Genomic DNA, 25094 nt, shown 5'->3' with positions numbered 1-25094 from the left:
AAGCAAAGGCGGTATCGCCATGAACAAGTGGGTATAATGCCCGCTTGGTGGCGGTTCGTGTGGGGGCAGGGTGGCGAAGCGGCTGGTAACGGCAGGTGAGGCCCAGAAACTGACCGGTTTGACGACGGACCAGTTGCGCGAGTGGACCAATCGGCGCGGCCTGATCAAACCCGATGTGCAGCCCAATGGGCCGGGATCCAGGGCTCGCTATGCGTGGCAAACCGTTTTGTTGTTGAGGCTGGCAGTCGTGTTCAAGGAAACCTTTCATATCGAGTTGCAGGCACAGCGCGACCTCTTTGCGGCGCTGGCTCAACGGCTTGAGAAAAGGCCGTTCCATGCCCTGCGTGGATCAGCGCTGGTGCTCCAAGCGGGAGCCCAGTACGACATCGTTCCGCTGCCGGAAATTCGCACAGTGGACACCGACTCTCTGATCATCCGGCTGGACCCCCATCTCGACGCGCTGTCGACCGATTTCGGATTTGTCGAACCTACTGGACAGCTCCCGTTGTTTGCTGCGATGGCCGTGCGATGATCCCGGCTCGCGGATGGTCATTCCTAGCTGAAGTGTGGAGGCGACCATGAGGGCGGTCGATAGCTGGCTGGCCGAACTCGCCTACACCGACTTCCCGGACGAACTCTTCCGGGCCGGAAAGACAGTAGGTACGCGGCAGTACGCGGCAGAGATCGAGGAGATGCTGGCGCCAGACCGCGGCATCGGCGCCTCGGCCGTTTTCTGTGTCGGCGAGCAACCGACCGTCTGCTTCATCGACGCCACCACGCTTGCCCAGCCGCACGCGCAACGTGTGGAGCACATCCGCCAACGCGTCTGGAACCAGAACCTGGCCTCCGTCGTGCTCGTGCTCGATCGCGAGGGCTTGGCCGCTTACGCGGTAAACGACCGCGATGCCGCACCCGATACCCTTGTGCGCACCGAAGCCGCCAAGCGCGGCCGCTGGTCGGCCTACGAAGTCCAATCCGGTTTCATCAAGGATCGGCTGTCCGACTGGTTTATGCCCGAGGAGCGAGTGGATCAGCGCCTACTCGCCAACCTCCGCGAGGTAGTGAAGCAGCTCACCAAGGACAGACTGAGCGACAGCCAAGCTGAGGCCTTGATGGCCCAGGTCATCTTCCTCTGCTACCTTGAGCAGCGGGGGATCGTGGGCGATGCCTACCGCCGATCCCACCAGCTCGATTTGCTGAAAGCCTACGTGTCCCGACAGGATGGACAAGGCGTCGACCGTCTGCTCAAACGGCTCAGAGCCGATTTCAACGGTGACTTTCTGAGTTCTCGCGACGGCGGTGCGCCGCCTTGGTCGAGCTTGGGACAGCGCGCCTTCTGGGCGATCCATCAGTTCCTCGAGGCAGTCGACGTCGAAACCGGCCAAGGCTCTTTCTGGCGCTACGACTTCAGCCACATCCCCGTCGAGCTCATTTCGGGCATCTACGAAACGCTGCTGAAGGATCGTCAGGGCGCGCTGGGCGCCTACTACACGCCCCGGCATCTGGCCAATCTGGTGACCGAGCAGGCGTTCGAGTCGTTCCCGGATCCTTCCGAGTGCGCGGTCTACGACGGTGCTTGCGGTTCGGGCATTCTTCTCACGACAGCTTTTCGCAAGATGCTGCGGTATGCCGAGATCAAGAGCGGCAGCCGCCTTCGCTTCACCGAACGCGTGTCGCTCATGCAGCGCACGATCTTCGGCAATGACCTCGACGAGACTGCCTGCTGGATCACTGCGTTCAGTCTGTACCTGTCGTTGCTCGAAGGACTCGATCCGTCGGACATCTCTCTGCTGCAGACCGACGAACAGCTCAAGCTGCCGAAGCTGATCGGGCCGGGCCTGAACATCCAGAAAGGTGCCGAGTACGGCGACTTCTTTTCCAACAAGAATCCGTTCGCGGCCTCGGGAAGGTTTGATATCTTCCTATGCAACCCGCCGTGGCGCGAATCGGCCGGCAGCGAGAAGCCGACATGGGAAGAGTGGTGCCGCAAGCAGGAGCCGCCGTACCCGATCGGCCGACGGCAGATCGCGGCGGGATTTGCCTATCGGGCGATGCACAGCGTCAAGCCGGGTGGCGTCGTGACGCTCATTATGCCCCTCAACCTCGTGATCGGCGCGAGCAGCCAATCCTGCACGTTCCGTCAGCGATTGCTGGAGGAGGCGCAGATCGAGCGGGTTATCAACTTCGCCGACGTTCGCCGCCTGCTCTTCCCGGCGGCGAAGCATCCTTGCGCGGTCGTGTGCGCACGACCGCGCCCGAGGGTGGAGGCCACAATCTCGCTCACCGATGAGATCGTCGAATACTGGACGCCCAAGGCCGACGTCAGTCTTGCCCTGGGACGTCTTGCCCTTCACGCAGTCGACAGGAAGATGCTGCGCGCGCGCGAGGTCTACGATATGCCCTACTTGCTTATCTCGAGCTATTGGGGCGAACGTCGCGACATCGATCTGCTGCGGCGGCTTCAACGCCTTGGGACGGTGGGCGCGACCATGATGTCGCGCGAGGAGCGCTGGCTGTCCGGCAAGGGCTTTCATGCACCCAACTCCAGCAACCCGGACCGCGATCTGGGCCCACTGCAGAAGCTGGCTTTTCTTCAGGCGGAGAGGCTGCCCGGCAGTTACCCATTGATCGCGTCGGACGCACAGCTGGAACGGGTCCGCGATCACTTCTCGATTGTGGCAAGCCCGGGCGGCCGCAATGCACGTCTGTATCAGGGGCCGCGGGTCATCTTCCCCGATGGTCTTGCCGACGGACATGCCGTGCGTGCGGTCTATACCGACATGCCGTTCGCCTTCACGTCGTCGATCGGAGCGATCGGAGGGGGGCGGGCCGATGCTGGCCTGCTGAAGTTGCTCACGGCCTACCTTAGATCGCCGCTGGCCTCCTATCTGATGGTGATGACCGGCTACTCGGTAATCGGCGAGCGGCCGCGGATCGCGCTGGACGATATCGAAACCTTTCCGTTCTGCGCGCCCGAGCGACACCCGGATGGCAACGCAGCAGCACGGATTGTCGCGACCGTGTCGTCGTTGTTCGACGAACTGGCGAAAGTGCCGGAGTGGCAGCGCGACCATGCCTACTCGAACATCAATGATCGACTCGACGGCCTAGTCTACGACTATTTCCAATTGACGACTGCTGAACGTGTACTTGTGCAGGACACGGTCCGGGTCGTGGCGAAGTCCATTCAGCCACCCGACTATGAGCGGCTCGCGACGCCACTGCTGCATCGCCCAGACAAGCACGAAATTCAGGCGTACGTGGCGGCGCTCACCAACGAACTCTCGGACTGGCGCGCGCGCAACGGGGGCAAGGGCGCGCTCGAGGTCCGCGTCGTCGTGGATGGCAGCGGAGGCTTCTTTGGCGCGGTCCAGATCCAGACGAGCCGCGGGCGAGACGACGCTGTCGGGCTGCTCACGTCCCACGATGCCTTTCAGAAATTGCTCGAAGAACTGCACGTCAGTCTTAGCAAACGCACCGCGCAGACGGATCCAGACGATCTCTTCAAGATTCCCAACATCATGGTGCTGGCGGGTGACTCCTTCTTTTTCGTGAAACCGCTGCGCCGCAGATTCTGGCTGGCCAGAACCGCGCTCACGGACGCCGATCGCATCGTTCAAACGGTGCATTCCGCGGCATGGGAGCGGGCGTATCAATGACGACACACCCGTCCTCAGCCTGGTTTGATGTCTTCCCGAGCCCGCGCATCCCGGATGTTCTTGCGTACGTCTTCGATACATGGGGCTCCCTCCAGCGGGAATTTGCGGAGGCCGTTTCGTTCTCGCATGATGAAACGGTGCTGACCGACAATCTCTGCGAGGCCTTGGAAGACCGGGAGCGTCGCTTGACCAAGCGCATGGACTGCGACTTTCAGGCCGAGACGTGGGAATTGCGGCGCGACGCCGACGGGCGAACGACGCGGGTGGCCAGGGCGGACATCCGCGTCATTCTAGGCGCTCCCGGAACTCCGCATCTGGTGATCGAGTTCAAGAAGCTGGATGGGAGTGCCGACAGCCGCTGGCGCTATTGCTTCGACGGTATGAACCGCTTCGTGGAGGGCAAGTATGCCCAGGGGCATGCCTTCGGCGTCATGTGCGCGTTTAGCCCGAACAACCTGGATACGGAGGCATCGGCGCTGGCCGCCTACATCGACCAGACGGACTACCGCAGCCGCTTGTGCTGCATTGCTGACGCGGCAGGTCAGGTAGTTATCCGACCATCCCAGTCCGATCCGACCTGGGCCAGGTTCGACACGAACCACGGTCGGCCACGCGTCGCTTCTGGCGAACCAATCAGGCTGCTGCATACATTGATCCCATGCGCGGCTCCCGCCACGCCAGCAGTCTCCGTGACGCGGTCTCGGCACCGTCGCGGTGCGACCTGAGCGCAGCGCGGGTAAGGACGGTTTTACGCGCCAGTCGCACAAAGCGGGCTCTTAGCGGCGGTCCTTCCCTGTTCGGCTCGCCGCCGTGTGACTCCGGGCCCCGCGAAGAATATCCTTTACGTTGCCGGCTCAGCCCACGGCTCAAGACCGCGCGGCCCATCGCGAGCGGCTGCTTCCCGCCGTGTGCACGACCGTCCGCTTCTGGCCGAATGCAGTCCTCTGTCGCTCGCTGTAGCGAATAGAGACGTACTGCGAACCTCGATCCGACTGGTGGATCAAGGCTTCCTCCGCACCGGGCTGGCGAGCATACAAGGCCTGCTCCAACGCATCGAGGACAAAGTCGGTGCTCATCGAACTGCTCACGCGCCAGCCCACGATACGGCGGGCAAAGACATCGATGACAAAGGCCACGTACAGCCAGCCCTGCCAAGTCGACACATAGGTGAAATCTGACACCCACAACTGATTCGGGCGATCTGCCTTGATTCAACGCGCAAAGACAACCGGGTCTTATGAGCCGATTTCGCCACCTTGAAGGCCCCACCTGAAGTGATTTGGTTGAGCGGGAGCAGTCGTGGGAGCCATGCTTCTATCGCGTTAGCTCATCTAGTCGTCGGCTTGGCCGCGTCGCGGCAGCCCTACCTCTTCGACCAGGCGCACCGCATCGATCAGGTCTTCGTCACTGATCCGGCCAAGGGCCTTGAGCACAATGAGGATCTGGGTTGAGCCGGAAAGCGGCCTCCCGTTTTCCATTCGGCTGCCGGCCGACTGCGAGACACCGTAGAGTCGCCAGTAGTCACTTTGGTTGTAGTTGTCGGATTCCCGGAGTTGCATGGGGTTCGCCAAGAGCTTCCGAAACCGGGACACGCGGGCAGCGTTGATCTTCTTCGAAAAATTGGGCGCATCGTAGAGCTTTGCCATCTATTGAAATTCCTCGTTTGGCTCGGATTCTAGCGGGGGACGAGCTGGAGTACGGATGGGGTCGCCCTTTGCTGCATGATCAACCGTCCGATCTCGAATACTGCAGCTCGACGGTGATCCTGGACCTCACCCACAACCCGATTTTTCACGGTATCAAAATACCTGTCACCGTCGCAGGTGACACGCTCCAGGAGTGGGCTCATGTCGAAGACGTCTCTTGCTGTCACGGTCCCTTCACCGCGAAGAATGCCGGCAGTGATCGAATGGTTGCCTCCGTTCACGAATCCGATGCGCCACGGCAACCAAAGTGCGATTACATGATTGGTGTCTTCCTTCCATGCGCCCATTGCCCTGCCCTGGCCAATGTGTGACAGCGCGCTTGCAAAGCGAGCGCGCACCCAAGGGGTGGGCAAGATAATGTCTTGCTTCAGATCGAGCCTGATGTTGGGAGTTGGCTGTACCCAACACGCTGTCTCCGAGATGATCTCGCTTGTTTGAAAAAAGAAGCTCGACGCCTCTATCTCCGCTGGTGCGCCATGCTGGACGTTTTCGGCGACGGCAAGCATTTGCTCGGCCTGGAGTGGCCGCAGCAACGCAAAGATCAATTGCTGCAAACCGCGCGGGTTGCACTTGTTCATCTCAGCCGCCATGTGCATGACCGCCTGAAATTTCTCGCGGCGTTCGCTACGAGGGTTGGCTGCGCGCGACTTCCTGAAAAACATGGGTGCTACTCCTCTTGACCGACCGGTTCCGGGATTCCGGAGACGCTGGTGCCTGACGTCAGCTCGCGATAGGGGTGACAGGACGGGAATGCTATAGACAGCCGTGCCCGGCTGGACGCCGAATTATGTCATACAGATACTGTCAGATGATGAGTATTGCTTTTGCAGTCAGTATCGATATGGCATGCTTTTACCCAATGACGGTCATTTTTTTTTGGATGTTCACCCCTAGAGGGAGTTTTTTTTTCATGGGCGAAACCAAGCGACGAGGCACAAGGGAGCAGCGCACCAAGGGCAAGCAGGGTCGTGTACGTGATTCGCTTGAGGCGGCCAAACTTGAGCTCGGCATTCCAGCGGAGGCGCGGTTTATCGGGTATGTGGTTCATCTGGTCGATGCAGATGAATTCCTCGCGCAGTTGGAAATTACGCCTGAGGCGGTCCGGCGCGTCTGGGCGCGGCGCCCAGAGGATGCTTTGGTGTTTTCAACGCTTGAGGCATGCGACAAAGCAAGAAAACAGTGTCGATCGGCTGTTTCGGCCGCACTCTTCGAGACGGAAGAGCAGTTTTTTACAGGTATCGTGCGGGCGGAATCGGATTAGCGAGCCAGATCCTCTTTGCCCTTCGACGGCGCAATCTTTCCTTGCGCTATATCGTTCGCAATCTTTGTCTTTGCGGCCGCCACAAAACTGTCTCGGTCTGACGCCAGCTTGAACGTTTGCTGCGCCACTTCTTGTGCGGCAGCGAGCCGGGCGATTTGTTTCCCATACTGTGGCAAGACCTTGCCAAGCTCACTGACCGGGGTGTGGAGGAACGTATTTGCTTCTTCGTTCCGCACAGCCAGCCGCTGGGCCAGCGGATCGTTCTGCGCGCGGGTCTTAGAGTCCATCTGCCAGGCGGAAATCTGCTTTGCGGTTTCTGTCGGAATCAATGGATCGCTTTTGATGTGGCGCGCGAGCGATTCCCATCGCGTGACCTCTATTGCCAGTTGGTTCGGGGTCTTCACTGGCGCGAGACGTTGTTCGAGCAGCTCGCCGGCGCGAGGCTTTTTTCCCCAGGCGCCATCGCGGAGCTGGTTTGCGTACAGAAGCGAATCACCATCGACCACCGAGATTTTGTCGACGAGTTTGTCAGCTTCAAATCTGGTTGCGACTGCAACGCTTTGGCTTACTGCTCGTTGCATTGCTGGCTCATCGAAGAAGCGCGGCGCAATATCGTACTCGCGGGCGCTCAGATACTTTGCGGTGGCCAATAGTCGGCTGGACTCAATGTCGCGAGAAACCAGGATGGCCTCAACCTGAAACCCCTTGGATTTCAGGAGTTGTACGGTTTCCGACACTTTCTCGTTTGCGCTCAGCGTGCCATCAATGACGATGTTGGTGCGCTTCTCAATCGCATCTTTGGTCAGGCGATCGACCCATTTGTCAGTCTCTGGTTGCGTTTGCTTCACCGGCGGGGTGTGTCCGGGCGCCCTGCCCTGCCACGCTGGGGAATGTTCTCGCAGAGATTCCGTTGATATGAGAACGGTTTGTTGATGCCCGAGGGCGCGCAGGCTTTCACGTGCTACCAGGTCCGCGCCGGCGCCAGGATGGCCAATCACAATGATTGCCTTCGGCGCGTCAACGCTTTGCGCTCGATCGAGCCTTGCCGGTCGAATCTGTTGCGCGTAGATATCGGTGGTTTCGGCTCGACTCAATCGCTCTCGTTCATACGCCATTGGGACCACCAATGTCGTTGACCAGTTTTTTGTAGGCGGCCAGGGCTCTATCAATCGATTTCTGGTCGGTCAGATCCAGCGTGTCCCGGTCATGCACGGCTCGCTCACGTATCTTTGAGAACATGTCTGAGTGATGATTTGCCGGCCCGGTGTGCATGGCCAGCCTTGTCGAGCATCGAGCAATCACGCGCTCGATGAGTTCGAGTAGCACTGATGCGGAAATTTGTGTTTTTTGACCGTCCCAAGCCAGATGGTCGTCAAAGCGGCTATGGCTTGCCGGTTTGCCGGTAGGCGGAATATCCACCGGGATCGCGTCGTCTCGCACGACCTGGGCGATCATGGCCCGAACGACCTCAAAGAGTTCGTGGCCGTGACGCTGACAGGTGCTTTCGGCCTTCTCTAGCAGTGATTTGTCGATTCTGAACCGGATCAGCACCGAATCGTCGTCCGATTTCATGCGATATCGACTGGAAGTTGTGGTTATTGAAGTATACCTTCGCGAACCGGCAAACTTACAAAAGTGTGCTTTTTGCGGGCGGCGTTGCATGCCGTGCTGACGATGCCCGGTCGTCGACGTTGGCGCTTGGACAGGGGATGGAAAATGCACCCCCAGTCTTTGCTATCTATAGGTGCGGCATCGATCGGAATGGCTTAGTTGCTCGGCGGCGGGTTGGCCCAGAACCCGCCTTTTTGCGGTGATCCGACATACACAGCGACCGTGGATTGCACGTCGGTATAGGAATGGTTGGCGTAGGCCGCGCAGTACGATGGCAGCGTATTGTCGATATAGCTGGTGCCGTTGTCGCCGCCGTTCCAAACGGTATTTGTTGCATTGAGATAGGCCGCGTCACACCGCCCTGCTCCCGATGCGATTGCACCGACCAGCGAGTTCATGTTGCTGTCAGTGTTCGACGCGGGGCAGAGTTTGAGGAAGTTGGTTCGTGCTTTCAGCGTGTCCTTCCACTTGCGCTTGTGGATGTTGAAATAGCGCCGGATCGACGGTGAGCATTCGCTTGGGCGAGATCCAGATGACAGACAAAGGATTGCTTCGCAAGCCAGTCGGGTGTCGCCTGTGAGCACTTGCTGGGCCTGTATCGCTGGAGCACCGCTGATCCCAATGATGGCAACGGCGATTTGCGTGATGGATGACAATTTCATGTGGCACCTCTCATTGTTCAATGGATTCGAGTGGATGTTGGGTTTTTCTTTCGCGGCGGCTATTGGCACGCTGCAGCCATCTGAATGCTGATTCGTTCCTGGTTAATTCGATACACGTTCGCAGCCTGTGGGCTGATGCGAACCGCATAGCCCGTATCGAGATAGCACTTTTCCTGAGAAATCCGAGTGGCGAAGATGGCAATCTGGGAGGGGCCGGCCGGAACCACTCGAACGTTTTCGAACTGTGCGGCATCGAGCCGATTGGTGTTGTCGAACCAGCCTCTGCGGAGACTGTCCTTCCAGGCCTCACCAGTGAGAAGCGTCGACTGAATCAGGGTTTCTCCGTTGAAATAGCTCACGCGGACTTTGGCGGTTGGTCGATAGAGGTCGGCCGCGTCCACGTCTCTGCGTTCGGTCAAGTCGCTGTAGATCGCCAGGAAGCGCCTCGCATGCTCCTGGATCGTCAGTTCTGCGTGCGCCGTGATCGACTGGCTGCAAAGCAGAGCGACTAGCAGCGCTGTCCTAGCGGGCATGCGCTGATTCTCGGCTGTTCTTTTCCGGTGCCTCGATGGCGAGTTCCGGGTGTTTCGCGGCCGCGGCCGCGCGCGGATTGGCGAGTGCCAGCTCGCGCTCCAACCTCTTCAGGTTGATGTCTTCGCCACGCTCGATGCTCGCCGCAAAGCGTTCTTTGACCATCGTGGCCATCCGCTCGCTATCGGCCTGACTCATGCCCTTGTTCCGGGCAAATTGTGCTTGCAGATAGACGGCTGCCAGCGCGCTTGATAGAGATGGATGTTCATTTGCCACTGCCGCAGCGGTTTCGGGCGAGCTGGTTCGGATGGCCTCCGCTTTGCCCGCTTGCTCTTTCAGATAATCCGCCTTCTCGATCGACCAGCTCTTCTTTGCTCGAACTTCTGGCTGAAAGACGCCTTGTTGGTCCGGCACTTTCACAGTTACTGGCTGACTTCCAGTGGATTGAATCACCACCATATCGCCGATCTTGGCCTGTGATTTCGATTGGTTGAGGGCTCGCTTCAGATCAGCGCCCCAAAGTGTGGTGTTGCCTTGCTCGGTCTCGATCGTTGCCTGGAACGAAGGCGTGTTTCCCTCTTTGAATTGATATGGCGCGGCGCCGGCAGCGACGAGTTTGCCGATGGTCGCGCCGGCGGGGATGGGCTGACGGTCGGCCGTGTTGTTTGATGCGCGCTCGTTGGTGGCGCTTTTCTTGTTTTCTAGCTGCTGACGTTCGATTTCCGTCGGCGTATAGCCGCGAACCGAGATACCCCGTGCGGCGGCATCTCGCCACACATCGCGTCTGAACTGCTCGGTACCGGTGACTGTGATGCTTTGCCATTCGCGCGCCTCGGCGATGGCAACCAGCGAGCGGACAACTTCGACGTTCTGGCTTTCGGCTTTCAGCTTGGTGCCTTTGTCGACGAAGGCCAGCGTTTGATCCCGGAAGTAGTAGTTATCGCCGACGTGGATGAATTTTTGTTCGACGGCCGCGGGGACCATGACGCTTTGCATCTTTCGTTTACTGGTCACTTCAGGGTCATTCGATTCGATTGCTCTCGACGGCGGTTTGTCCTTGCTCTCGGCGATTTCTTCTTTTCTCGCTGTCCGGCTATCGAGGGCGATCGTGTTTTCAGCGGTTTTGTGCTCAAAGTCGGGGAGCGTCACCTGACGGAACCGAAGATGACGGCCTCGCAGTTGGCCAACTCCGGTGTTTTCACCGCGCTCCTTCAGCTCTTTTTCGATCGTGCTGAAGTTGTCTTGGCCAAGCACTTCGCGGGCTTGCTCAAGTGTCAGTTGGGTTTTTGCTACGTTTGCGCGGCCGTTCTTGAATTGCAGATCCACGCTTGTGACGCCATCAGGGACGACTTTGATTTCATAGTTGATGCTGGTTGCCCATTGGCCGTCGACGTTGAAAACGCCGGTATCGCTGTAATCTGCCATCTTGTTGTCTCCTACTCTGCGAGGGTGTCAAAAAAGGAATCGACGGCTGACTGAATCTCGTCGTCGCTCAACGGTCGTTCTTTGGGCAGCTCGATGTCATCAAGCGCGGAAAGCACATCGCTGAGAGAGCCCGTGGCCAAGGCATCCACATGCGCGGGCGTGATATCCGAGGCCTCTGAGATTTCAGCGTCGAGTTCAATCGCGTTGGATAGGCCTTCACCCCCATCTACTGTCGAGCTCGCCTGCTTCGCCAGAGATGTATTTTTTTCTTGGCCTGGTGTGTGTTGTTGCCGGCTGTAGTGACCTTCCACATCCAGAGGAATCACGACGGGCGCTCTCAGCAATCTCGAGGTAAACAGCTTGTCTTTGAAGTAGCGGATTTTGGTCGCGACGAAGGGGCGAAGGCCTTCATACATGATGATGGCTCGCTCATTCCCCAGCTCCTTGACCTCCTGGGCCATGAGCAGGCGTCGCGGTTGCTCGCTGACGTTGACCGAAGCGCTATGAGCCTCCAGGGGCTTTGATGTTCTGGATTTTTGCTTGACCGTGTATGTTCCCAGCTCCCGCGAGATGGCTTCTGCGTCGTCATACTCCTTTGGAGGGAATACGATTCTCGCGGCGAGCATCTTTCTGAGCGCCTTGGCGCCGTCCATGCTGTAGATCTGCACCAACTGGTCGAAGGACTGCACAACAACCAGGGCGCGGACGTTGTAGCCCGGCAGGAACGCGGTCGAGTGCGCAATGATCGGGATGTTTCCGAGCGCGGCAAATTCGTCCATGCAAAGAAGCAGTTGCCGCGTGAGCGCCGGGTTGTCCTCTGGTAGCTCGGTGGTTTGTAGCCCGATGGCTTGTTGCCAAAACAGGTTGAGCAAGGGGCGGAGCCGTTCAATGTTCTTCGGGTTGGTGCAGCAATAGATCGATATCGGCTTCTTGCGAAGCGCTCGCAAATCAAAGTCACTGCGCGCCGTGGCGGCGTCAATCATGGGGTTTGCCCAGAGACTGAGTGTTGACGTGAATGTTTTCCGGACGCTGGAGGCGGTGACTGGTGCGAGATCGATCGAGTCATACAATGCTTGCTGGGCTTCGCGCGACAGCGTGTAGCCTGCCGATTGGCACATCTGAATCAGGCCCGTCCAGTGCTGCTTAAAGCCCTCGCCGTCAGCTGCCATGCCCTGACGCAGCACTTCACCAACGGTGCATGTGGTTCCCGGTTTTTCGAAAAGGTAGAGGGAGATACCCAGGAATAGCGTTGCGGCCGAGTTTGACCAAAACTTGTCCTTGTCTGACTCTTCGAACAGCATGCTTGCAATGCCCATGACATCGCCGATGCGTCGGTAGTTCACGTCCGACACGTAGTCAAACGGATTCCAGCAGGCAGTACACTCATCTACAGCCAGAGGATCGAAGCGGTATGTGGCGTGGCCGTGCGCGGCTCGATACCCGGCTGTGCGGGTCCAGTTCTCGCCCTTGATGTCATTGACGATTACCGAGTCTGGCCAATTCAACAAATTGGGAATGATGACGCCGACGCCTTTGCCCGATCGGGGCGGCGCTTCAAGAAGGACGCCCTGCTGACCAGACAGCATGAGGATCTGATTTTTGAAGCGGCCTAGAATGATTCCCTTGTCGGCCAGAAGCCCGGCTTTGCGGATTTCGCCTTTCGTGGCGAATCGTGCATCGCCGTGAAGCGGCCTGCGCCGAGGAATGGCCAGCAAGACGCCCGTCACAAGAAGGGTGGCCAGCGAACCGCCGCCGGCGTAGAGAATCTTCTGGCGGATGTCCACGCGGTCGCCGTAGTGCTCCCAATACTGCAAGAGCGTGATCGGTGTGGCGCGCCATGGTTCGGGTGACTTGATGAATACCAAGAACAGGTAGCCGCCCAGGTACGCCGAACACGCGACGATCATTGCGAGCAAGCCGAGGATCTTGGGGGCGTTAAGCGATGCTTCGGCGCTTGGTACTCGGGTCATACCAGATCTCACTTATGACACGCTGGCGCTCGATTGCGCGGCAGTGAATGACGACATCGATGTTGGCTTGAACAAGGCGGACGCCGCCTTCGAGCGACATGCTGGTGCCAGGGCCTGAGTTCTGCATGAGCTGGGCGAGCGTCCAGAAAGCGTTTTCGGCGGATCCGCTGTGTGCGCTGGTGATCGAGCCTTTGTGGCCGGAGGCCACCGAAGTCAGGTAGTAATAGACTTCGTTGCCAGTGCGGATTTCCGAGACAAACACACGGCTCGGGTACATTCGCTTGGTGGAGGTCAGCAGATCTTCGACGGTCAGGCTTGCAACGCCCTGGCCGCCCTGTGAATAGAAGAGCCGAGTGTGGTTTGGTTGATTCGGAAAGCTCATTTCCGAGGCATCTTCGATGCTGATGCACCGCTCAACACTCGGCACTCGTAAGGTCAGCGCTCTTCCAACGGTGGTCTTGCCAGAACCGGTAGCGCCCGACATGAGAATGTTCTGCCGGGTTTCAACTGCGCGGCTCAAAAACTCTTTGGCCTGGTTGGCTCGCAGCAAGCCCAGCAATTCGAGCTCTTCGTTGTCGTAGTCATCAACACTGGGGTCGGCTGGCCGTCTCGGCAACGTTTTGACCTGGCCGAATACGCCCATGTTTTCCAGATCGTCGAGTGTCCAAAGCTCAGACGATGGACGTCGAATGACGATCGATATCTCACCGGTCATGACAGCGGGTGGAATGACGATCTGGATGCGCTCGCCTGTTGGCAGCGTGCCGGACAGGATGGGTGCATCTGCTGAAATTCGCTGGACGGTGTAGTTTGCAACGAGCGATGCGAAGTGCATGCACCACTCGGAAGTCACAAACGCTGCCGGATGGCGCACCCAGCCCCTTGACCGGTACTCCGTCCAAACTTCGAATTCGCGATTGATGGCCAGGTCGGTGAGGTCTCGGTCATCGAGCCACTGGCGAAGCGGCTTCATGTAGTGCTCAAGCGAGGTGAGCTCGCGCGGCGTCTCGTACTCTTGCAAGATGCTCTTATCGACGACGGAGTTCATAGACGCTCCTGAAGTCGACATCTCGCGCAACCATGATCTGAATGCGTTCGCCTTGATTCTTGATGACGGTCGGTGGAATGCTGACGGTGTCTTTCAGGATCTCCGTCATGACGTCTCGTGAGCCGTTGGAATCGAAGCTGATATTCGTTCCACTGCTGTCGGATTGTGAGTTGGCCAGGGCCTGGATCGTACCGTCGATCACGGATATTAGAAGGGCGGCACCAAAGCGGTCCCAGAAGTGCGTGTCAACGAAGCCCGGCAGGCCAGTGCGTCCTAGTTCATCAGATCCAGGCGAGGCGAGATCAACGACAACGCCGGTGGGCGTGCGTGCTTCATTCCACAGGACGAAGACCCTGCCCTGCCCTCGCTTGATGTCGCCTTTCTTCTCGCCGACGTATTTTGTTCCGCGCTCGAGAAGGACAAGGCTGCCATCCGCGCTATAGACATCGGTTGCACCTACGCAGGTCACAATGCCATCGTAGGTTGAGTCAATCGCTGTGATGTTGGTGCAGTCGATCGAATCGCCTTTGGGCAGGAGATACCGTAGCGTAGGTAGCACTTTCGCCATGACTGCCGGCGTGGGTGTCGGCATCAGCATCGCTGCGAGACGACTGTTTGAGCCAGGCTGTCCGGTGGCTCCATCAAAAGATGCGGGCACAACTGCCGCAGCCGTCCCGGCGGCTCCACTACCCGCCTGTACCGGTGCAGAAAGTCGCCGCTGGTGGGCAAGTTCTGCCGGCGTTGGGACTTTGGGACCCTGTTGCGCGTCTGGCGCCGCGTTCATTGTTGCTTGGGGCGGTGCTGGCGGTTCGAACAGAGGCGATTCCGCCTCTACGAGCGATGCGGCGGCTGGTGCGGGTGCCACTGGTGGATTAATCCGACCAAGCGGCGGAAGGATCATCTCTCCGCCGGCGCGTGCTGCTGCCGTTTCTTTGGCCTTCGCTTCTTCGTCGGCGATCCGGGAGAACTGCGTCGAGTAGTACCAAACCAAAAAGCCGGCGCCGAGCAGGCACATCAACGCGACCGCCATCCAATTTGTCATGCGCGCTCGCATCGAACGCGAGCGATTGACCGACGGTATATCGCGCTCTTCGCCTATGGCGTGCGACGTTTCGTTGGTCGTTTCGGACCTGCCCGTGAGAATTTCGCCCGATTCGTCATCCAGAATTTCGCCAGGGCGCAGCCCCGACACGTCATTTCCGCGCCCTACGCTCATTGGATGTCTCCTTTGGTGACTCGCTCAACGGCCGGGGCAATCACGTTGTTGTTGAGCCTTTGGCCGCCACCTGTGTAGCCCTTGTTGACGACGCATCCAACCAACTGGCCGCGGCGCAGCACGAAGCGCTTCGCGACTCTGTGAACGACCAGGCGGTCATTCGTGACGTTGAAATTCACGAGCGATTCACTGCTGTCGTCGTTCCTTATGTAGATCGCCGGGAACTCCCCGCGCGAGCTGAACTGCAAGTACGTGTGCACGCCGTCGTCGTAAGCCTCCACGGGACGCAGTGCTTCATCACCGCAATACCAGTAGTCTCGTTGTTGCGGCCGGCTGTCTTTGGACTCCTGGAAGCGCTCATCCGCTTCCTGTCGCTGCAGTTGCGCCGCGGCGGCGAGGGCTTCGTCTTTCGGGTATATGAAGCGGAGCGAATAGATCATGTCGCGACGATTCGCGAGATTCGCAGTGGCCTTGGAAACGTGATAGTCGAAGTGATAGACCCGGCGGTCCGTCACGATCGTTACGTTCGTTCTCACGAGGTCGGCTTTCGGCTTGAGAAACAGGTTGTTGCGTACCTGACCAAAATCCAGACCCGCCACATCCCCGGCGAACAGATCGACGAATTTTTCCCCGGGCGCCAGTTCGACATGAGTCTGGTAGCCAACGTATCCCGTCAGTTTGACGACGTCGCTTTCGTCGTATGCGACCACGCGGACACGCGAGTCTGCATCGCCTTTTGGGGGGATGACTTCGGCGCTGGCCGGTGCGCTGGCCAACAAGAGCACGGAGAGCGTCATGGAGGCAATCAACTTCATGAGGATTCTCCTGCGGACACAACTTCCGGCTCTTTTTGATAGCTCACGACCCGGAATCCGAGGGGGTTCATTGTGCGGATCTTGTCGTCTTTAGACGGCCCGGTGTATGTGTATTCGATCGTTGCAACCCAGTGGGTTGTTTGATCGGCACCAGAGCCGCCGAGGCGCGCACTCTTGGCAAACCGAACCTGAGCAACGCTCTTTCCAGATCCCAGCGTGAGGAAAACAATGGAACGGATGTCCGCCTTGATAATCGTTCCGTCTTTGTAGAGGTTGAGCGGAGATTGTGGGTTGGCTTCGGTCCAGGCGTCGGCCCAAAGCTGATTCAATTGCGGCGTCTGTTGTGTCGCAACGAACTCATAATCGTATTCAGCGATGCCCCAGAAAAAGCGCTCACGTGAGCGAACATAGTTCGCCAGGTGAAGGCGATTAACTGTTTCTTCGTAGCTTGCGTTCGCTTCAGCTCTGGGCACGATGTCGACGATGCCGGTGGAGTTGTCCACGCGGATGGTGCGCAACTCTACGGTCTTCAAAGGCGTTAGCGCGGCCACGGCGCCGACAGAGACAACGGCGATCAGTCCTGCGACGGATGCAACACGCCAGGCGATACGAGCGGACTTCGTGGCATTTGCTGCGCGGTCCGCCTCGAAGGACTGAGCTTCTTTCAGATAGGCATCAACTGCCGTTTTTTCAGCCATTTCCGACCTCCTTGATCGACTGTGCGCCTGCACTCCCGTTGATTGGAGACAGCTCACCATCGCACTCGGGTGGCGGCGGCGGGGTCGTTGCGCATGCCGAAAGGGTAAGCGAGAAAAACAAAATGGTCATGATGGTCTTCATGGCGAATGCCTTATTGAGCTATCGGTTGGGTCGTGGCATCACACTGTCACGACTGACAGTGCCGCCCTTTTTCTGGGATGAGCCGAAGGCAGCTTGGGCGCCTCGGCGAATTCCTTGACCAATCAGGTTTCCGCCACTCCGTCGCATTGAATCCCAGCGACTGCGTTTTTCACCTTTGAGGCCATCGATGAGACCTCTTCCCGATTGATACAGCGATCGACCAGCGCCCCCGCCGGCCCAGCGCAGGGCCGAGCTGATTGCTCCGAAAGAGCTCAGAGCAATCCCGCTGGCTAGCCCCGCAGCAATGGCCGGGACTTGCTTCAGGACGAGGAAAACGAGAACAGCTGCGAGTAGCATTTCCAAAGTAGCGAAGAAGGTGACAGAGCTTCCTAGCGCAGCGATCTGAGCTGTGGTTTTTTGAACAAGCGTCAGAAATAGAGCCGAAACCATGGCTACCAGTATTGAAATTAGTGCGTAGTTAGCGAGTTGAGCCATCCATGACTCAAAAAACCGTTTAGTAGCGTCGAAGAAAAGAAGAGAAAGAAAAATCGGTCCAAGCCCCAAAATAATGCTTAGGGCAACAGCGGACAATGTCATCAAAAAGAACGCGTAAATACACAGCAGTCCAATGATTAGATAAACGGTCCCGCCTGCAATATAGAATCCAACATCTCCGCTAAATACACCACCTTGCTTCCAAAGCTCTCCAGCGGCTGCTCCGCCGTCACTCCAAATTTTGTCAATTATTGTCATTGGATTGCTTGAGCCTACGACGACTGCCGCCAGTTGCATCGGAGAATTTACAAAGGTGTCAACAATAACGGTGTTGTAATACCAAAGCTTTATTGAGATTCCGAGTATGACCGCGATAATAAGGAAGCGCTTTCCGAATTCAAGGACAGGTTCCTGAATCTTTCCTGTTAGGCTGGCGTAACCCCAAAGCATTATGTATATAGTGGCCAGTGTAACGACAGCCGGCTCAATAGCTGCGGCTACGACGGTTGTTTTTGCCCCGACATATCCGGCCAAGGTCGAGTTAAGCCACGTCCAAAAGGTCGCGAAGAACATACCTTTCCCTTGTTTAGAGTTCTTTTGCCGCTGATGGAAGATCTAGATAACTTGTTGAATAGAGGCCATCTTTTACTTATTGCTTGTCATTCACTCCGGGGAAAACCAGAACAGGACGGTCTTCAAACCTTCCATGAGGCGGTCTGACCCGCTCTTCCTTTGTGATTACTATCGTCTGGCTAGGCGTTGATGCATTTCTTTCAACCGTGACGTTTGTTGTTGAATTCAGGTAAATGGCAGCGGACGCTCCGGCAACAACGACGGCAGCGATGGCAACGTATATGACTGTTTTGGACATGTCGGCTCCTGTAACTGCTATTTGAAATGACGTTTACGGAAAGACTATTGTTGGCCTAGAAGAAAAAGCACCGTGAGCCGCGACACGCTTTTCTTTTGCTCGTTGCTCTTGAGCAATTTGCTCAGCCTGAGCCATATAAAAAATCGTCTGCATCTTGGTTTGCTCATTCGCAAGCATTGTTTGCTCGCCGGCGATTCTGGCCTGTATTTCCGCAATTGCTTTTGGATCTGCTGTTGCGTTGATTGCTGTGATCAGAGACTGCAACTGGGCGAAGCGGCCGCTGGTGTTTTGGTAGCCCGTCTGGCTAAGGGTGGAGATCATGGCTGCTGCCCGGCGGCCGTCTTCGATCATGGCCTTCTGGCTCGGTGTCATCGCAGCCAGGTCCGTGGAAGACAGAACGGCGTTGGCGCTCATCACTGCGCTGACCTTGCTTGACAGGCCGCTGTATTGGGTGGATACGCCATTCAACACCTTTACGATTTCAGCGTGGTCAGTCGGAAGGTAGTTGCGTTGAGCGTTGCTCAAGGTCATGAGGTTTCCGAGCCCGCGCGATCCGTTGAGTGAGTTGTAGGTGCTCTTCATTTGGTTGAGCTGGTCACTCATGCTTTGGATTTGCTGTTGCCAATACATGATCTGTTGGATCAACTGCGCGAGCGCTGCGACGTCAACTACTGGAATGCCACTGGCGCGGGTAGCTACCGGCGCCATGGCCATCGACGCTGCGACGATGATTGCGGTGAGCTTTCTACGCAAATACATGGTTTTTCTCCTCTGTGGAGGCGTGGTTGGCTTTCTTTGCTCGATCTTCGAGCGCTTTCTTAAAGACGGGTAGCCAGTTGTTTGGATCTTCTCCGGCCTGTTGAATCGCTTCGTTCATGACCTGAATATTGCGTGTCCGCGTGGATATCACGTCGAGCTCGAAATCAAAGCCCTTGAGATCCAGTTTGGCGACGATGCTGTTGTTGCCTTGCTTGATCAGGAAGGTGCGATCCCCGGGCTGCAGCTCCTGTTTGATCAGGAAGAATTCGCGCTCACTGAAACCGAAATCATCGACGTATTCGGCGTAGCTGGCTTCAGGGTTCGGAAAGAAGATTTTGGTAGGCGTTTGCTCGATCAGCGACCGTGCAATTTCTGAACGCGAGATGTGTGATGTCATCTGCGCGACCGCGACAAAGCTTGCGTCTTTTCTGCGCCATGTTTCGAGACCGTGTTTTGCGAACTCGGCAAATGCCGGCCGCCCGATCATCTGTGGGAATTCGTCCATCCAGCAGATCATCCGCTGACCGTTGACGAGTCGATTCGTCACATGCAGCAAGTACATGCTTAGGGGCTCTGCCAGGGCGGGCACCTTGATGAACTCCGTGACATCAAAACCCACAATGGCGGCGCCATCCATGAAGTTGTCTATGTTGTCTTCGGGGTTGTCAAACACCCAGGCGTACTCCCCGTGAAAGAGGTGCGTCCAGCGCTGCAACCTGGCGTGCAGTCCTTCCGGGTTCGTGGGGGGCAAAAACTCGATGAGTCGTGAGAGGCGCCGATCGCGCTTGTTAGAGATTTGCAACACACCGGCGAGCGCAAGGTTCAGCTCTTTGTCCTCTTGCACCGTTAGCGGGCGATTCTGGCTATCCACCAGTGTGCGCAGAAGCTGTTTCATGAACTCGATGTTCTCGCCGGTGGGCTCCCGTTGCAGAGGGTTAAGGCCCGTGGGCTGGCCAACCTTCAACGAGCGATAACGCCCGCCCAGCGCGCGCACCAGGATATGAAGACCTTCTTCGTTGTCAAAAACCACCTGCCTTGCGCCAAACTGCGTCATCGCCGCAATGAGGAAGCCGACGTTTACTGTCTTTCCTGAGCCGACCGGGCCGACGACAAGCATGTGGCCTACGTCCTTGCGACTTCCCCCATCCGCCTTGCGTGGATCTGATGCGTGATGCGAAAAGAAGTACGGGCTTTGGGCGGTGGTTTCGAACATCGTCGCTGCCTGCCCCCAGTGGTTGCCTGCTTTGCGGCCACCGGGGTAGTTGTGAAACGGCGCGAAACCCGCCAGATTCCGGGATGACATCGGCGCAACGCGAGGACGAAGATGCTCGTTGCCCGGCAACTGCGACCAAAATGCCGCCTCCAGCGCCAAGTCTTCTCGTGCGGTCACTATGTTGCTGTCGGCGAGGATCGACTTGGCTTCGGCGAGATTGTCGTTGAGAAGTTTTAGCTGCCCCTCCTCCGCGCTTTTCGTGGCGTCGAAATGCTCCGCCATGACTTGTAGAGTGAAATGGTGTCGGCCGAACGCAAACAGGTTCGACGCAAGGGCGTCGATCGCTTCATCCAGTTCCTCGGCCTGGGATTGAGCATCATCTTCGGATGCTCGGAGCCGACCGCGTTGCTCCTTGAGCAATTTCGCGGCCGTCGCCTTGCCGATGAATTCGAATGACTGGGTAAGGATGAACGGGAACCGGGTGCTCAGTAGGCTGTTGATGAACCCAGGCGGCGAGGTGGGCGGATACTCGCTAATCCCCAGAAAGGCGCTGACACGGGTGCGCGTTGCGCCCCGGTACTCCATCGCCTCATTGCCGAACAACGGGCGTGTATCTGCCAACGAATTGCGAATCTGCCCATTGGGCACGGTACGGCGCTCGAAGTGGCCGTTGACCAAGAAACCAAAGAATTCGATCGCGGAGGAGTGCATGGTTCCATTGCGATCGTAGATCCCGAGGGGGTCGGGGTCGTAGCGTGCGAACGCGGTCATCAGTTCTTGGCGTTTTTTCTGGCAGGTGTCGATCGAATCGGCGATTTCCTGCGCCTCTTCACCGTCATTGGCGCGGTTCAACGCCTTCATGAAAAGACTGCCGACCTTGGATGGCGTTGGCCGGTAGACCAAGGACACGTAGAGCTCATTGACCATGAGCGTCTGGCGACTCATTCGCTTGCGATACTTCGCCATCAAGTCTGAGGCAAAGCCCTCGCTAAACGTTGATACCGGGAAGCCACTTTCTCGACGTCTGACCAGGTGGACGGATACCGAGAAGTTCGGACTGCTGATGCTGCGCCAGAATACGTTCAGGCGTTCGTGCCAGTTGTTGATTTGCTCGTCGTCAGCACTTTCGAAACTCGCGCCGCCAAGGCGAAACACTTGAACATAGTGGCCACGGTCCGTACGCACGATGTGCTTATCCATGTGGGCGGTGTACGGAATCATGGTCGAGATGTGAGTCTCGGCGCGCAGTGCTTTGGATCGCTTGAACGTCACGGGCGCTTTCCTTAGAGGTGAACCGCTGTGGGGGCTTTTCGCCGACCATGCCGATCGGGGAGATCGATGCTCAGCGGGCTGTATGTGTTGGCTTTCCAGTGTCGAGTGACACCGATGAGAGCCGGCCAACCGCGTGTGCGAAGCCAGACGAGCAAAAGGTCAAAAAATCTCGGTTCATACAGACACACGAGTTGCATCAGGAGATGGATCGGAGCGAAGGCGAGTAGCCACAGCAGGTTTTTGGTGAGAATGAACGCCTGCATGACAATCATCATGTTGAACAGCAGGCCGGCGTAAGTTACGCCCCACTTCATTGCCGGACGGGTCACGCCGACAAAGAGCGGTTCATTCGTGATGCCTTGGTTTCGATCCATCTCTGTCTGTCCTTAGACGCCGAAGAGTGCGCGAATCCAGGCCACAAGCTGCGGTGCGCCGAAAATCATGACGATCCCGATAATCACGCCTACAAACCATGACCATGGTGTTTTTCCTGTCAATGCGCCCACACCAGAGGCCATGAAACCGACGACGGCAAGCGGCGTGAGGATGGCAAGCAATGCAGGGCTGAAGCCGGCCGTACCGGTAGCGAACGGACTGGCGGGAGTGCCGGCAAACGCCAAGCCGGGTGCAATCATCGTGATCAGTAGAAATGCGACGTTCGCAAGATGCGCGCGACCGTGTTTAGGATTTTGAATCTTCATTGTTGAGCTCCAGGCGAATGGGGGTTTGGGTGGCACCTATTCCCTTCACGTAGCGCGCGAGAAGATTCAGATTTTTGAAGGTTCGATCCGCTTGTCTCGCGGATTGAAGGGTCTTCATCGTCGTCGTCGATTCGAGTGCAACGTGAAGGCGATAGATCTGGGGGGTGAATTCCACGATCTTGATTTCGCGGACATCGTCTGCGCGAAGCGCGCCCTTTAACTGGGCCTCTGAAATCATCGGGCGGGTGTCCGCCCAATCTCCAAAGGTCCGTAGCTGTTGTTTGTTGTCAGTGAGCATTGACTTCGACTCCGTCTTGCGTAGGAACTTGGCTGGCGACGCGCACGGTTTCACCGTAGCCGTCCCACCGGCCGTTGTTCTCGTCCGAACGGCGTGCATCCGCGGGGACTTTGTTTGGTGCCCGGCCGTAGCCATCCCACCACGGTGGTCGAGGTGGTTGTTGCTCGCGTCGTTTGGCGTCTACACGTACAGGCTTCGGCCAACGGGATTTCAAATCAGGGGGGTGTGTTTTTGCGTCGAGTGTCAGCGCAATCTCTTTTTGCAATTCGCGCATATTTCGTCTTGCGCGGTCTGCTCTGCCGGATTGAGTCTTAGCTTCTTCCAGCCGGCCGACGGCGAGCAGCAATGCATGCGATTTTGTTGCCTCTTGCAGAGCGGTTGCTTCTGATTCCAGCTCTTGTTCGAGGACTGATCTGCGCGTGTCATCGCGCGAGGCCTGTGTTTCTGCGCTCACGTGCGGGAATGCGCCAGGCGCAGCGAAGGTACTGGCGGACAGCGCTGCCAATACGATTGGCATGATTGAAAAAAACATCTTGTCCATGCTCTCAAGCCTCAAATGGGTAGGCCGTATACGAAGCGCGTTGCTCCGTTATGTGCATGGAATATAGCTGCTCAGCATACAAAAGTGTACGAATTATTTGCAATAGCGTGCAATAGCTGTATATAGTTAAGCCGTCAGGCCTCCTAGTGATGACGACCGCGGGGAAACAACATACAGATATGACTTCGCCATTGCTATAAATGATAAATGAGTAGTTTTATACCCTTGGTGGTAGGCGGCGCAGGGTGTGAGGTGGAATGCGCTTCGCTCTAATGAGCGTTTGCACGGGATTGCGTCAATGTTGCGGATATGCCCTACAAGGCGAGTTGGCCATTAGTTTGATATCCGCGAATCGCTTGTTTTTCGACCAACGGTCGGTTTCTCTGGTCCGACCTGTCTATTGGAGGCAGAACATGACCCTCAAGAACACGGTTGTTGTGGGGCTGCGGGGATTGGGCGTTCTCGCGCTTGCTTGCGCCTATGTCTTGCTGACGACGCTTTTTGCGATGGTCGAGCCGGTGCTCAGGCTTGTGCTGTTGCCGGCGTCATTCTTGATGTTTTGGGTGACGATCCTGTTTGGTTTCGTGCTCGATGCTCCCCACTTCCCCGCGTGGGGCATGTTGATGTTCTCCGTGTCGCTTTTTCTCGTGTATGTGGCCGTTGCGGGGCTCGGATATCTGCTTGTTGGTTTCCAGCGTGATTGATCGAAATATGAAAATTGATGGTGCGCTCCTGCAACTGCTGGAAGGTCGGCGGGGGTTTGACGACAAGACGCTGGCGATTGCCAGGCAGCTTTTCGTCGAGGGAAACGCAGCGAAAGTGGTGGCCTACAGCAATGGTGTCAGCACCCAACGCGTCTATGCCATCAAGAAGCAGATCTTGGAGGCTCTGTCTTCGGCGTTGGGCGATGCCCCTTCCCTACTCTCATTGGATGAGCCGTCCGAGGCCTTGGCAGACATGCAAGTCGCGGCTCGGCGAGCCGAGCTGTGTTTTGAGGTGTTTTCGGGGAGGTCTGTCGATGCCGTGGCCACGGCGCACGGCATCGAACCTGGTGATCTTGAGGCGTGGTGCTCACACCTCCGCAACCATGCCTGGTCGCTGCTTCTGGTTCGTGCGTAGCACCAATCCAAAAACCGGTGCCGACTGCAACTACCTCAACAGAGCATCCTGGTGTGTTTGGAGTGTTGTCACAAACAAAGACTCGGCGTCGTTCGCTACATCGTCCGGATCGCGTTCTATCGCGGTTTGAAACGAAACACGCAGCCAGCCTGACTTTGCTGGATATGCGCGTACTGCTGAAATTCGAGGCGAGATGCTGGTCGATTTCGCAATATTCGTTTCCGATTGAAAAACAAGATTATGGGTAGCATGCGGTATTGTTGGCATCTGCCGCCAAACTTTCACTAGGCAAGTATCTTGATAACACGATGCTCGAATCACACTACATCCTAGGCGCAAACATTCCTCCGTTTGACGCCGCAATCACCGCGGCGTTGTCCGACTGCGATATCGACGGCGGGGGCAATGCGATGCACATCGCTGTGGAGAATTTCGACAACACGATCTACCGTGTGATCTCTTCGGTGGGGATGGGGGCCTACATCCATGTCACCGGAGCTCTCGAGGATTTGGGCATGAAGGATCTTCTTGCCGACGAGCTGCATGGGCGCAACGGCTACGACAGTTGGTTCGTCGTGACGGACGAGATGGATGAGATCGGTGCGCCGCCCAATGTGTTGATCGATGACCCGGTTGGCGATGTCCTGGCCGAACTACAGGCGCTGGAGGCGGTTCCAGAGACCATGCGCCAAGCCATCGTGCAAAGCCGCGTTGGACAAGGAGAGTTCCGGGCGAGATTGTTGGTCTATTGGAAGGCTTGTGCGGTTACTGGAGCAGTGTGTGCCCCCGTACTCAAGGCCTCTCATATTAAGCCTTGGCGCGTGTCGAGCAACGCGGAGCGATTGGACGTGTTCAATGGCCTGCTTTTGTCGCCGAACTTGGATGCTGTGTTCGATACCGGCCTTATTACTTTCGACGCTCTGGGTAAGATTATGCTGTCGAAAGCAATCGTGGGAACCTCCGCTTACCAGCTACACATAAACGCCAGGATGCGCGTCAACCGGAAGCTGTTGAGGCCGGAGCACGAGGCTTTTCTCGATTACCATCGCCGCAATGTGTTTCGCGGATAGTCCAATCACGC

The 25094-nt window shown here is 57.4% G+C and carries 28 protein-coding genes and 1 pseudogene; 7 read left to right on the top strand and 22 right to left on the bottom strand.

Annotation, left to right across the window (positions count from 1 at the left end; all coding sequences use genetic code 11):
• Nucleotides 1–70: 70 nt before the first annotated feature.
• The 3 genes from I8J34_RS17745 to I8J34_RS17735 are packed head-to-tail and all read left to right on the top strand — an operon-like array spanning nt 71 to nt 4384.
• The gene (locus I8J34_RS17745) at nt 71–532 is read left to right on the top strand and encodes a MerR family transcriptional regulator (RefSeq protein ID WP_214362932.1); all 462 of its coding nucleotides are present in this window, start codon (nt 71–73) and stop codon (nt 530–532) included.
• 46 nt (nt 533–578) lie between these two features.
• Entirely contained in the window at nt 579–3659 is a 3081-nt protein-coding gene (locus I8J34_RS17740; protein WP_214362931.1) for an HsdM family class I SAM-dependent methyltransferase, read from the top strand.
• A complete protein-coding gene (locus I8J34_RS17735) occupies nt 3656–4384 on the top strand; it encodes a hypothetical protein (protein ID WP_214362930.1) in 729 nt (242 codons plus the stop codon). The genes I8J34_RS17740 and I8J34_RS17735 overlap by 4 nt, the downstream gene beginning before the upstream one ends.
• Nucleotides 4385–4606: 222 nt before the next feature.
• On the opposite strand, the pseudogene I8J34_RS17730 reads toward I8J34_RS17735, so the two are convergent.
• From I8J34_RS17730 to I8J34_RS17720, 3 genes and pseudogenes are all read right to left on the bottom strand, one after another.
• Nucleotides 4607–4867: pseudogene (locus tag I8J34_RS17730) on the bottom strand (DDE-type integrase/transposase/recombinase); the annotation flags it as partial.
• A gap of 123 nt (nt 4868–4990) precedes the next feature.
• A complete protein-coding gene (locus tag I8J34_RS17725; protein ID WP_214362929.1) occupies nt 4991–5305 on the bottom strand; it encodes a hypothetical protein in 315 nt (104 codons plus the stop codon).
• 29 nt (nt 5306–5334) lie between these two features.
• Complete coding sequence (locus tag I8J34_RS17720; RefSeq protein ID WP_214362928.1) at nt 5335–6027, bottom strand: DUF6710 family protein; 693 nt, start codon at nt 6025–6027, stop codon at nt 5335–5337.
• A gap of 146 nt (nt 6028–6173) precedes the next feature.
• On the opposite strand from I8J34_RS17720, the gene I8J34_RS17715 reads away from it, so the two are divergent.
• Nucleotides 6174–6626 carry a hypothetical protein gene (locus I8J34_RS17715; RefSeq protein WP_214362927.1) on the top strand — a complete coding sequence of 151 codons (453 nt, stop codon included), beginning with the start codon at nt 6174–6176 and terminating at the stop codon, nt 6624–6626.
• Here the strand turns inward: I8J34_RS17715 and I8J34_RS17710 are convergent.
• The 19 genes from I8J34_RS17710 to I8J34_RS17620 form a co-directional block, all read right to left on the bottom strand.
• On the bottom strand, nt 6623–7720 hold the full coding sequence (locus tag I8J34_RS17710) for a zeta toxin family protein (RefSeq protein ID WP_214362926.1): 1098 nt from the start codon (nt 7718–7720) through the stop codon (nt 6623–6625). The two genes, I8J34_RS17715 and I8J34_RS17710, sit on opposite strands and share 4 nt — an antisense overlap.
• A 10-nt stretch (nt 7721–7730) precedes the next feature.
• Nucleotides 7731–8198 carry a type II toxin-antitoxin system RelB/DinJ family antitoxin gene (locus I8J34_RS17705; RefSeq protein WP_214362925.1) on the bottom strand — a complete coding sequence of 156 codons (468 nt, stop codon included), beginning with the start codon at nt 8196–8198 and terminating at the stop codon, nt 7731–7733.
• Between the two features lie 194 nt (nt 8199–8392).
• Complete coding sequence (locus I8J34_RS17700) at nt 8393–8899, bottom strand: TrbM/KikA/MpfK family conjugal transfer protein (RefSeq protein ID WP_214362924.1); 507 nt, start codon at nt 8897–8899, stop codon at nt 8393–8395.
• 59 nt (nt 8900–8958) lie between these two features.
• Complete coding sequence (locus I8J34_RS17695; RefSeq protein WP_214362923.1) at nt 8959–9432, bottom strand: hypothetical protein; 474 nt, start codon at nt 9430–9432, stop codon at nt 8959–8961.
• Nucleotides 9422–10855: an LPD7 domain-containing protein gene (locus I8J34_RS17690; protein ID WP_214362988.1), complete on the bottom strand. Its 1434-nt coding sequence runs from the start codon at nt 10853–10855 to the stop codon at nt 9422–9424. The genes I8J34_RS17695 and I8J34_RS17690 overlap by 11 nt, the downstream gene beginning before the upstream one ends.
• Before the next feature lie 11 nt (nt 10856–10866).
• Complete coding sequence (locus tag I8J34_RS17685) at nt 10867–12825, bottom strand: type IV secretory system conjugative DNA transfer family protein (protein WP_214362987.1); 1959 nt, start codon at nt 12823–12825, stop codon at nt 10867–10869.
• Entirely contained in the window at nt 12791–13873 is a 1083-nt protein-coding gene (gene virB11 / locus I8J34_RS17680) for a P-type DNA transfer ATPase VirB11 (protein WP_214362986.1), read from the bottom strand. Before virB11 ends, I8J34_RS17685 begins: the two co-directional genes overlap by 35 nt.
• Nucleotides 13854–15089 (bottom strand): type IV secretion system protein VirB10, encoded by a 1236-nt coding sequence (gene virB10, locus I8J34_RS17675; RefSeq protein WP_214362985.1) that lies wholly within the window; start codon nt 15087–15089, stop codon nt 13854–13856. Before virB10 ends, virB11 begins: the two co-directional genes overlap by 20 nt.
• On the bottom strand, nt 15086–15904 hold the full coding sequence (locus I8J34_RS17670) for a TrbG/VirB9 family P-type conjugative transfer protein (RefSeq protein ID WP_214362984.1): 819 nt from the start codon (nt 15902–15904) through the stop codon (nt 15086–15088). Before I8J34_RS17670 ends, virB10 begins: the two co-directional genes overlap by 4 nt.
• Nucleotides 15901–16602, bottom strand: coding sequence for a VirB8 family type IV secretion system protein (locus I8J34_RS17665; protein ID WP_214362983.1), 702 nt, complete (start codon nt 16600–16602; stop codon nt 15901–15903). Before I8J34_RS17665 ends, I8J34_RS17670 begins: the two co-directional genes overlap by 4 nt.
• A complete protein-coding gene (locus tag I8J34_RS17660; protein ID WP_214362982.1) occupies nt 16595–16744 on the bottom strand; it encodes a hypothetical protein in 150 nt (49 codons plus the stop codon). The genes I8J34_RS17665 and I8J34_RS17660 overlap by 8 nt, the downstream gene beginning before the upstream one ends.
• An 18-nt stretch (nt 16745–16762) precedes the next feature.
• On the bottom strand, nt 16763–17812 hold the full coding sequence (locus tag I8J34_RS17655; protein ID WP_214362981.1) for a TrbL/VirB6 family protein: 1050 nt from the start codon (nt 17810–17812) through the stop codon (nt 16763–16765).
• 76 nt (nt 17813–17888) lie between these two features.
• Nucleotides 17889–18110 (bottom strand): hypothetical protein, encoded by a 222-nt coding sequence (locus I8J34_RS17650; protein WP_214362980.1) that lies wholly within the window; start codon nt 18108–18110, stop codon nt 17889–17891.
• Nucleotides 18111–18143: 33 nt separating this feature from the next.
• Complete coding sequence (locus I8J34_RS17645; RefSeq protein ID WP_230411898.1) at nt 18144–18869, bottom strand: TrbJ/VirB5 family protein; 726 nt, start codon at nt 18867–18869, stop codon at nt 18144–18146.
• Nucleotides 18856–21354: a VirB4 family type IV secretion/conjugal transfer ATPase gene (locus I8J34_RS17640; RefSeq protein ID WP_230411897.1), complete on the bottom strand. Its 2499-nt coding sequence runs from the start codon at nt 21352–21354 to the stop codon at nt 18856–18858. Before I8J34_RS17640 ends, I8J34_RS17645 begins: the two co-directional genes overlap by 14 nt.
• An 11-nt stretch (nt 21355–21365) precedes the next feature.
• Nucleotides 21366–21728, bottom strand: a complete 363-nt coding sequence (locus I8J34_RS17635) for a VirB3 family type IV secretion system protein (protein WP_214362979.1) — start codon at nt 21726–21728, stop codon at nt 21366–21368.
• A gap of 12 nt (nt 21729–21740) precedes the next feature.
• Nucleotides 21741–22055, bottom strand: coding sequence for a TrbC/VirB2 family protein (locus tag I8J34_RS17630; protein WP_214362978.1), 315 nt, complete (start codon nt 22053–22055; stop codon nt 21741–21743).
• Entirely contained in the window at nt 22036–22353 is a 318-nt protein-coding gene (locus I8J34_RS17625; RefSeq protein WP_214362977.1) for a hypothetical protein, read from the bottom strand. The genes I8J34_RS17630 and I8J34_RS17625 overlap by 20 nt, the downstream gene beginning before the upstream one ends.
• Nucleotides 22343–22894, bottom strand: coding sequence for a hypothetical protein (locus tag I8J34_RS17620; RefSeq protein WP_214362976.1), 552 nt, complete (start codon nt 22892–22894; stop codon nt 22343–22345). The genes I8J34_RS17625 and I8J34_RS17620 overlap by 11 nt, the downstream gene beginning before the upstream one ends.
• A 413-nt stretch (nt 22895–23307) precedes the next feature.
• Here I8J34_RS17620 and I8J34_RS17615 point away from each other — a divergent pair, with 413 nt between their 5' ends.
• The 3 genes from I8J34_RS17615 (at nt 23308) to I8J34_RS17605 (ending at nt 25083) form a co-directional block, all read left to right on the top strand.
• Nucleotides 23308–23598, top strand: coding sequence for a hypothetical protein (locus I8J34_RS17615; RefSeq protein ID WP_214362975.1), 291 nt, complete (start codon nt 23308–23310; stop codon nt 23596–23598).
• Nucleotides 23576–24013, top strand: coding sequence for a hypothetical protein (locus tag I8J34_RS17610; RefSeq protein ID WP_214362974.1), 438 nt, complete (start codon nt 23576–23578; stop codon nt 24011–24013). The genes I8J34_RS17615 and I8J34_RS17610 overlap by 23 nt, the downstream gene beginning before the upstream one ends.
• Nucleotides 24014–24273: 260 nt before the next feature.
• Nucleotides 24274–25083, top strand: coding sequence for an HNH endonuclease (locus I8J34_RS17605; protein ID WP_214362973.1), 810 nt, complete (start codon nt 24274–24276; stop codon nt 25081–25083).
• Nucleotides 25084–25094 lie beyond the last annotated feature (11 nt).

Source organism: Denitromonas iodatirespirans, assembly GCF_018524365.1.
In the GTDB taxonomy this organism is placed as follows: domain Bacteria; phylum Pseudomonadota; class Gammaproteobacteria; order Burkholderiales; family Rhodocyclaceae; genus Nitrogeniibacter; species Nitrogeniibacter iodatirespirans.
Note: the sequence above shows the minus strand (reverse complement) of the source record. Positions and strands in the feature narration are given on the sequence as shown.